Origin of the sequence: Streptomyces sp. SID10853 (assembly GCF_010548145.1) — a bacterium.
Lineage (GTDB): Bacteria > Actinomycetota > Actinomycetes > Streptomycetales > Streptomycetaceae > Streptomyces.
On sequence record NZ_JAAGLN010000274.1, the window covers coordinates 1 to 8,695 of the forward strand.

Genomic DNA, 8,695 nt, shown 5'->3' on the forward strand with positions numbered 1-8,695 from the left:
ACAATGGGGGGCATGAGCGACAGCCCTGCCATCCTCGCCGACCCGCACATCGTCTTCGACCCCGTCGAAGGACGCCGGGACATCGTCGTCCTCGGCTCGACCGGGTCCATCGGCACCCAGGCCATCGACCTGGTGCTGCGCAACCCCGACCGCTTCCGGGTGACGGCGCTCTCCGCCGCCGGCGGCCGGGTCGCCCTGCTCGCCGAGCAGGCGCGCCGGCTCGGTGTCCGTACCGTCGCTGTCGCCCGTGCGGACGCCGTGCCCGCGCTGCGCGAGGCGCTGGGCGCCCAGTACGGCTCCGAGCCGCTGCCCGAGATCCTGGCGGGGCCCGAGGCCGCGAGCGAACTCGCCGCGTCCGACTGCCACACGGTGCTCAACGGCATCACCGGCTCGATCGGCCTCGCGCCCACCCTCGCGGCCCTGGCCGCGGGCCGTACGCTCGCCCTCGCCAACAAGGAGTCGCTGATCGTCGGCGGTCCGCTGGTGAAGGCGCTGGCGAAGCCCGGCCAGATCATCCCGGTCGACTCCGAGCACGCGGCGCTGTTCCAGGCGCTGGCGGCCGGGAAGCGCGCCGATGTGCGCAAGCTCATCGTCACCGCGTCCGGCGGGCCCTTCCGCGGGCGGACCAGGGCCGAACTGGCCGACGTCACCCCCGACGCGGCGCTGGCGCACCCGACCTGGGCGATGGGCCCGGTCATCACGGTGAACTCGGCGACCCTGGTCAACAAGGGCCTGGAGGTCATCGAGGCGCATCTGCTGTACGACGTCCCGTTCGACCGTATCGAGGTCGTCGTGCACCCCCAGTCGTATGTGCACTCCATGGTCGAGTTCACCGACGGCTCGACGCTCGCCCAGGCCACCCCGCCCGACATGAGCGGCCCGATCGCCCTCGGTATCGGCTGGCCGCAGCGGGTCCCGGACGCGGCGCCCGCCTTCGACTGGACCAAGGCGTCCAGCTGGGAGTTCTTCCCGCTGGACACCGAGGCCTTCCCGTCCGTCGGTCTCGCCCGGCACGTCGGCGCCATCGGCGGCACGGCTCCCGCGGTCTTCAACGCGGCGAACGAGGAGTGCGTCGACGCCTTCCTGGCCGGAAAGCTGCCCTTCAACGGGATTATGGATACGGTCACCGCAGTCGTGGCCGAGCATGGCGAGCCCCGTACGGGAACTTCTCTGACGGTCACGGACGTCCTGCAAGCGGAGACCTGGGCACGCGCCCGGGCCCGTGAACTAGCCCAGAAGGCCACAGCGGAGGCTCGCGCATGACCACGATCGTGTTGACGGTCATCGGCATCGTCATCTTTGTCTTCGGGCTGCTCTTCTCGATCGCCTGGCACGAGCTGGGCCACCTCTCGACGGCGAAGCTCTTCGGCATCCGTGTCCCGCAGTACATGGTCGGCTTCGGCCCCACCATCTGGTCGCGCAAGAAGGGCGACACGGAGTACGGCTTCAAGGCCATCCCGGCCGGCGGGTACATCCGCATGATCGGCATGTTCCCGCCGGGCCCTGACGGCAGGATCGAGTCCCGGTCCACGTCCCCCTGGCGCTCCATGGTCGAGGACGCCAGGTCGGCGGCGTTCGAGGAGCTGGAGGAGGGCGACGAGGAGCGGCTGTTCTACACCCGCAAGCCGTGGAAGCGCGTGATCGTGATGTTCGCGGGCCCCTTCATGAATCTGATCCTCGCAGTGGTGATCTTCGTCGGGGTCGCGATGTCCTTCGGCTTCGAGACGCAGACCACGCAGGTGGCCGGGGTGCAGAAGTGCGTCATCGCGCAGAGCGAGAAGCGCCAGACCTGCGAGAAGGGCGACCCGGTCTCGCCGGCCAGGGCCGCGGGCCTCAAGGAGGGCGACAAGATCGTCGCCTTCGACGGGACGAAGGTCTCCACCTGGGGCGATCTGTCGAACCACATCCGCGACACCATCGGCCCGGCCACCATCACCGTCGTACGGGACGGCAAGCAGCAGACCCTGCACGCCAAGCTCGCCAAGAACATGGTGGCCCGCAAGGACTCCAACGGGGACGTCGTCCCGGACAAGTTCGTCCCCGCCGGCTACCTGGGCTTCGCCGCGCAGACCGAGATCAAGCCGCTGTCGTTCGGCGCCTCGGTGGGCCGGATGGGCGACATGGTGGGCAACGGCGTCGACTCCATCGTCGCGCTGCCCTCCAAGATCCCGGACCTCTGGAACGCCGCCTTCGACGGCGGCCAGCGCAAGGCCGACTCGCCGGTCGGTGTGGTCGGCGCCGCCCGGATCGGCGGCGAGGTCATGACCCTGCACGTGCCCGCGCAGAACCAGCTGGCGATGATGCTGTTCCTGCTCGCCGGGTTCAACCTCTCGCTCTTCCTCTTCAACATGCTGCCGCTGCTGCCGCTGGACGGCGGCCATATCGCGGGGGCCCTGTGGGAGGCGCTGCGGCGCAATCTGGCCAAGGTCTTCAAGCGGCCCGACCCGGGCCCGTTCGACGTCGCCAAGCTGATGCCCGTCGCGTATGTCGTCGCCGGGGTCTTCGTCTGCTTCACCCTGCTGGTGCTGGTGGCCGACATCGTCAACCCCGTCAAAATCACCTGAGAAGAACGCGGAACCGGCGGCCGTACACCCTTGGTGTGCGGCCGCTCACCTTTGGGTGGTTTACGGGCGCGGGTGTTCGTGTGCTGCCCCGCGTGACGTAATCTCGGTGGCCGAAGCCCGTTGATTCCGGGACCTCGATCCACACCCTTGGGGATGCACTGCGCATGACTGCGATTTCTCTCGGAATGCCGGACGTTCCGATCAAGCTCGCCGACCGGAGGATCAGCCGCAAGATTCAGGTCGGCACGGTGGCCGTCGGAGGAGACGCACCCGTCTCCGTGCAGTCGATGACCACGACGCGGACCTCGGACATCGGGGCGACGCTCCAGCAGATCGCGGAGCTGACGGCTTCCGGCTGCCAGATCGTGCGGGTGGCGTGCCCGACGCAGGACGACGCGGACGCGCTGGCGACCATCGCCAAGAAGTCACAGATCCCGGTCATCGCCGACATCCACTTCCAGCCGAAGTACGTCTTCGCGGCGATCGACGCCGGATGCGCCGCGGTACGGGTGAACCCGGGGAACATCAAGCAGTTCGACGACAAGGTGAAGGAGATCGCGCTCGCGGCCGCCGACGCCGGGACCCCGATCCGGATCGGGGTGAACGCGGGCTCGCTGGACGCGCGGCTCCTCAAGAAGTACGGCAAGGCGACGCCCGAGGCGCTGGTCGAGTCGGCCCTGTGGGAGGCGTCGCTCTTCGAGGAGCACGGCTTCCGCGACATCAAGATCTCGGTGAAGCACAACGACCCGGTGGTCATGGTCAACGCCTACCGCCAGCTGGCCGCGCAGTCCGACTACCCGCTGCACCTGGGCGTCACCGAGGCGGGCCCCGCCTTCCAGGGCACCATCAAGTCCGCCGTGGCCTTCGGCGCGCTCCTCAGCGAGGGCATCGGCGACACGATCCGGGTCTCGCTCTCCGCACCGCCCGCCGAAGAGGTCAAGGTCGGCATCCAGATCCTGGAGTCGCTCAACCTGCGCCAGCGCCGCCTGGAGATCGTCTCCTGCCCCTCCTGCGGCCGCGCCCAGGTCGATGTGTACAAGCTGGCCGACCAGGTGTCCGCCGGGCTCGAAGGCATGGAGGTCCCGCTGCGCGTCGCCGTCATGGGCTGTGTCGTCAACGGCCCCGGCGAGGCCCGCGAGGCGGACCTCGGTGTGGCGTCGGGCAACGGCAAGGGCCAGATCTTCGTGAAGGGCGAGGTCATCAAGACCGTCCCGGAGTCGAAGATCGTCGAGACCCTCATCGAAGAGGCCATGAAGATCGCCGAGCAGATGGAACGCGACGGCATCGCCTCCGGCGAGCCCGCGGTCTCCGTCAGCTGATCCTCCGTATCGACGGCGCGCGGGACGGGACCTCCTCCGCAGGCAGGGCCTCTCCCGCGCGAGCGGTGCTGCGATCCATCTCCGGGTACAGTTCGGAGACCAGCAGACCGTGTGACTCCGCCCCGAGGGGCTTCTCGCGGTGACGCGACGGTCAAGCCGTGACCGACGCCGGACATGCGCGCTGCAACGCTAGCAAGAAGCGCGATGCCGTGACATGGCCCGAAGGAGCGTTGGAGCGACCCTTGTGTTGACGCAGACCACCACCCGGGTCCTCGAACCCGGCGAACTCGACGCGGCGCTCGAGATCCTGCACAGCGATCCCGTCGTCAACGCCTTCGTGACGTCCCGCGTCCAGGTCGCCGGACTCGACCCGTGGCGGCTCGGCGGCGAGATGTGGGGCTGGTACACCGGGGGCCGGCTCCGCTCGCTCTGCTACTCCGGAGCCAACCTCGTCCCGATCTGCGCGGGCCCCGCCGCCGTACGCGCCTTCGCCGAACGCGCCCGCCGGGCCGGCCGCCGCTGCTCCTCCATCGTGGGCCCCGCCGAGTCCACCGCGCTCCTGTGGCAGCTGCTCGAACCGAGCTGGGGCCCCGCCCGCGACGTCCGCGCCCACCAGCCGCTGATGATCACCGAGGAACTCTCGGCCGACATCGCGCCCGACCCGCTCGTCCGACGTATACGCAAGGACGAGCTGGAAGTGATCATGCCCGCCTGTGTGGCCATGTTCACCGAGGAGGTCGGCGTCTCCCCGATGGCGGGGGACGGCGGACTGCTCTACCAGGCACGCGTCGCCGAACTCGTCGGTTCCGGCCGTTCCTTCGCCCGGATCGAGAACGGCCAGGTCGTCTTCAAGGCCGAGATCGGCGCCGCCACCTCGCTGGCCTGCCAGATCCAGGGCGTCTGGGTCGCCCCCGAGTTCCGCGGCCGCGGCCTCTCCGAGACCGGCATGGCGGCCGTCCTGCGCTACGCGCTCGCCGATGTCGCCCCCGTGGTCAGCCTGTACGTCAACGACTTCAACCACGCGGCACGCGCCTCCTACCGCCGGGTCGGCTTCCGCGAGGACGGAGCCTTCATGAGCGTTCTGTTCTGACACCGGAGTTCTGGCATTAGGGTGCCGACCATGGATGACGCAGTGGTCGGGCCGGTCGATCTCGCGGGACGAGTGGACGAGGCGCTGGCCGTACAGGCGCTCGCGTTCGGCCTCAGCGAGGCCGAGGTCGCCGTGCGCCGCGGCATCGTCCTGCGCCATCTGCAGAACCCGGGCGCCCGCGCCCTCGGGGCCACGGCACCCGACGGCCGCCTGGTCGGCTTCGTGTACGGGATGCCCAACAGCCGGGCCCACTGGTGGTCCACGGTGGTCGAGCCGTATCTGCGGGCCACCGGCTCCGACTTCTGGCTCGACGACTCCTTCGTCATCACCGAACTGCACGTCCACCCCGGTTTCCAGGGGCGTGGCACCGGCCGCGAACTGATCACCGCGATCACCGACGGCGCCGCGGAACCCCGCTCGATCCTCTCGGCCATCGACCGGGAGTCCCCGGCCCGCGGGCTCTACCGGTCCCTCGGGTACACGGACCTCGCGCGACAGGTCCACTTCCCCAGCGCGGGCATGCCGTACGCGGTGATGGGCGCCCCGCTCCCGCTGCTCCGCCCCGGCACGCACGCGTAGCCCCTGTGCGGTCAGGCGGCGTGCGGCCGGGCCGTGTGCGGTCAGGCCCCCTGCGCGGCCAGGACCCCGACCGATTTCCGCCCGCCCGCCGGGCCCGGTTAACCTCCTGACATCACTTACGGGGGTCCGGGGGGCGTCCCCCGGAAAACACAGCCAAGCAGGAGAGTCACCATGGCCCAGGTCCAGCGCATGTCCCGGTTGATGGTCAAGACCTTGCGCGACGACCCGGCGGACGCGGAGACGCTCAGCCACAAGCTCCTGGTCCGCGCCGGTTACGTACGCCGTAACGCGGCCGGGATCTGGACCTGGCTGCCGCTGGGCAAGAAGGTCCTCGACAACGTCTCCCGCGTGGTGCGCGAGGAGATGGACGGCATCGGCGCACAGGAGGTCCTGCTGCCCGCGCTGCTGCCCAAGGAGCCCTACGAGGCGTCCGGCCGCTGGGAGGAGTACGGCGACCTGCTCTTCCGCCTCAAGGACCGCAAGGGCGCCGACTATCTCCTCGGCCCGACGCACGAGGAGATCTTCACCCAGACCGTCAAGGACCAGTGCACGTCCTACAAGGACCTGCCGGTGATGCTCTACCAGATCCAGACCAAGTACCGGGACGAGGCGCGTCCGCGCTCCGGCGTGCTGCGCGGCCGTGAGTTCCAGATGAAGGACTCGTACTCCTTCGACACGACGGACGAGGGCCTGGCGGAGTCCTACCGGCTGCACCGCGAGGCGTACATCAGGATCTTCGAGCGCCTCGGTCTCGACCACCGCATCGTGTCCGCAGTCTCCGGCGCCATGGGCGGCTCGGCCTCCGAGGAGTTCCTGGCCCCGGCCGCCGCGGGCGAGGACACCTTCGTGGACTGCCCGCAGTGCGACTACGCGGCCAACACCGAGGCGGTCACCTTCGTCGCCCCCGCGGCGGACGGCACGGAGCACGGCGCCGTCGAGGAGCTGGACACCCCGGACACCCCGACCATCGAGACGCTGGCGGCGCACCTCGGTGTGCCCGCGTCCGCGACCCTGAAGAACCTGCTGGTGAAGGTCGACGGCGAGATCGTCGCCGTCGGCGTCCCCGGCCACCGCGAGGTGGACCTCGGCAAGCTGGGCGAGCACCTGGCCCCCGCCGTGGTCGAGGTCGTCACAGCCGAGGACTTCGAGGACCGCCCCGACCTGGTACGCGGCTACGTCGGCCCGCAGGGTCTGGAGAAGGTCCGCTACATCGCCGACCCGCGGATCGCGGCGGGCACGGCTTGGATCACCGGCGCCAACAAGCCGGGCAAGCACGCGCGCAACGTGGTCGCGGGACGCGACTTCGAGGTGGACGACTACCTCGACGTGGTGGTCGTCGAGCCCGGCGACCCCTGCCCGTCCTGCGGCACCGGCCTCAGGCTGGACCGCGCGATCGAGATCGGCCACATCTTCCAGCTGGGCCGCAAGTACGCGGACACCTTCCAGCTCGACGTGCTGGGCCAGCAGGGCAAGCCGGTCCGGGTCACCATGGGCTCGTACGGCATCGGCGTCTCGCGGGCCGTCGCCGCGCTGGCCGAGCAGTCCGCGGACGACAAGGGCCTGTGCTGGTCCAGGGAGGTCGCGCCGGCCGATGTGCACGTCGTCGCCGCGGGCAAGGCGCTCCAGACCGAACTGGCCCTGGACGTCGCGGAGAAGCTGGGCGCGGCCGGTGTGCGGGTGCTGGTCGACGACCGCCCCGGGGTCTCGCCCGGTGTGAAGTTCACCGACTCCGAGCTGATCGGCGTCCCGCAGATCCTGGTCGCGGGCCGGCGCGCGGCGGACGGCGTCCTCGAACTCAAGGACCGGCGCACGGGCGAGCGCGAGGAGCTCACGGTCGCCGAGGCGATCGAGCGCCTGGCCGGCTGAGCCCAGCAGCGGGCCGCCTGCGCGTACGAGTACGGACAGGGCGGGCCGGGAGTCGGACCCCGGCCCGCCCTTGTCCCATCAGAGCCAGCCCGCGAACTCCAGCAGCAGCTCCCCGTCCTGCCGCCGCCCGGCCGCGACCGCCCGCACCCCCGACTCCACCGCCCGGAACAGGGTCCAGCCGTGCAGCCGCGCGTGCTCGACCTCCAACGAGTCCGCCAGCCGGTTCACCCGGCGCCGCACGGTGGAGGGCCCGACAGCGGCGGCGACCAGGTCGTCCACCCGGTCGCGCACCAGCCGGGCCAGGTCGTACGCCCGCTCCCCGACCACCGGGTCGGGGCCCACCGCCAGCCACGGGGTGCGCTCACCCGCGAGAACCTTGCTCTGGCGGAAGTTGCCGTGCAGCAGCACACTCTCGCTCCCGGCGGCCGACCCGAGCAGTTCGTCGCGCGCCGCGAGAGCCGCGTCGACCAGCGGGACCACCAGCGGCTCGGCCGCCGCACGCATCGCCGTGGCCTGCCGGGCGGTCCGCTCCGCCACCGTCTCGAAACCGTGCCCGTCCGGCGGCGCCACCCAGAGCTTGCGCACCGTGCCCGCCGCTTCGAGCAGGGCCTTGGCCTCCGGGAGCGAGTGCAGGGAGACCTCGGGGTGCAGCCGCTCCAGCAGCAGCGCGCTGTCACCGGGGGAGGCGTCGTCGAGCAGCTGCACGGCGCCCCAGCCGTTCCAGTGGGCCAGCGCGGCCCGCTCCAGATCGGGCCGGGCGAACGGCGGGGCCAGCTTGAGCACCGCGTGCGTTCCGTCGGCCCTGCGCACCAGCACGATCAGGGCGCTGCGGCCCCCCGGGGCCTGCACGCGCTCGGCGGTCAACTCCCGTACGCCGATGGCCCCTTGCATATCAGTCTGAATCCGGCCGAACCAGTCGGCCGCGGCCGCGTCCCCGTACGTCTCGCCGAGCGCCCGGACAAGCCGCTGCGGCGGTTCGAAAGTCATGCGTGAGTGGATCCCTTTCCGGCGCTTGCTGAGGCCCGCTCGACGAGCCCCGGAAAGGCTACGCTGCCGTCGCCACGCCACCGCGCAGCCCGCACCGCGGCCTCCCGCAGCGCCAGCGCCGCCTCGTGCCGCAGCGGCCCCTGTGCGGCCCGCACCAGGTCGGAGTAGACATCGGCCACCCGGTCCTCCAGCACCGAGGCCAGCCGGACCGCGTCGCCCTGCTCCGCCACCCGGAAGGGCAGCGCGTAGGCAGCCGCCGCGGCGCCGGGCCTGCCGCCCAGGTCGCGCAC

General features: G+C 71.0%; 8 protein-coding genes. 6 read left to right on the plus strand and 2 right to left on the minus strand.

Annotated elements, in window-relative coordinates; genetic code table 11:
- Window positions 1-3: 3 nt before the first annotated feature.
- The 6 genes from dxr to G3I19_RS31765 all read left to right on the plus strand — a co-directional run bounded on the left by dxr (window position 4) and on the right by G3I19_RS31765 (window position 7,418).
- The gene (dxr, locus tag G3I19_RS31740) at window positions 4-1,263 is read left to right on the plus strand and encodes a 1-deoxy-D-xylulose-5-phosphate reductoisomerase (protein ID WP_203600758.1); all 1,260 of its coding nucleotides are present in this window, start codon (window positions 4-6) and stop codon (window positions 1,261-1,263) included.
- Complete coding sequence (locus G3I19_RS31745; RefSeq protein ID WP_164267172.1) at window positions 1,260-2,564, plus strand: site-2 protease family protein; 1,305 nt, start codon at window positions 1,260-1,262, stop codon at window positions 2,562-2,564. Before dxr ends, G3I19_RS31745 begins: the two co-directional genes overlap by 4 nt.
- A 164-nt stretch (window positions 2,565-2,728) precedes the next feature.
- Entirely contained in the window at window positions 2,729-3,883 is a 1,155-nt protein-coding gene (ispG, locus tag G3I19_RS31750; RefSeq protein WP_164267173.1) for a flavodoxin-dependent (E)-4-hydroxy-3-methylbut-2-enyl-diphosphate synthase, read from the plus strand.
- A 244-nt stretch (window positions 3,884-4,127) separates the two neighbouring features.
- Entirely contained in the window at window positions 4,128-4,973 is an 846-nt protein-coding gene (locus tag G3I19_RS31755) for a DUF4081 domain-containing GNAT family N-acetyltransferase (RefSeq protein WP_164267174.1), read from the plus strand.
- Between the two features lie 30 nt (window positions 4,974-5,003).
- The gene (locus G3I19_RS31760) at window positions 5,004-5,552 is read left to right on the plus strand and encodes a GNAT family N-acetyltransferase (protein WP_164267175.1); all 549 of its coding nucleotides are present in this window, start codon (window positions 5,004-5,006) and stop codon (window positions 5,550-5,552) included.
- 171 nt (window positions 5,553-5,723) lie between these two features.
- On the plus strand, window positions 5,724-7,418 hold the full coding sequence (locus G3I19_RS31765; RefSeq protein WP_164267176.1) for a proline--tRNA ligase: 1,695 nt from the start codon (window positions 5,724-5,726) through the stop codon (window positions 7,416-7,418).
- A gap of 78 nt (window positions 7,419-7,496) precedes the next feature.
- Here the strand turns inward: G3I19_RS31765 and G3I19_RS31770 are convergent, their stop codons facing one another.
- Together G3I19_RS31770 and G3I19_RS31775 are read right to left on the minus strand one after the other, a co-directional pair.
- Complete coding sequence (locus tag G3I19_RS31770) at window positions 7,497-8,405, minus strand: aminoglycoside phosphotransferase family protein (protein ID WP_164267177.1); 909 nt, start codon at window positions 8,403-8,405, stop codon at window positions 7,497-7,499.
- Window positions 8,402-8,695: DUF4439 domain-containing protein (locus G3I19_RS31775; protein WP_164267178.1), on the minus strand; the 294-nt coding region annotated here is incomplete at its 5' end. The genes G3I19_RS31775 and G3I19_RS31770, both read right to left, overlap by 4 nt.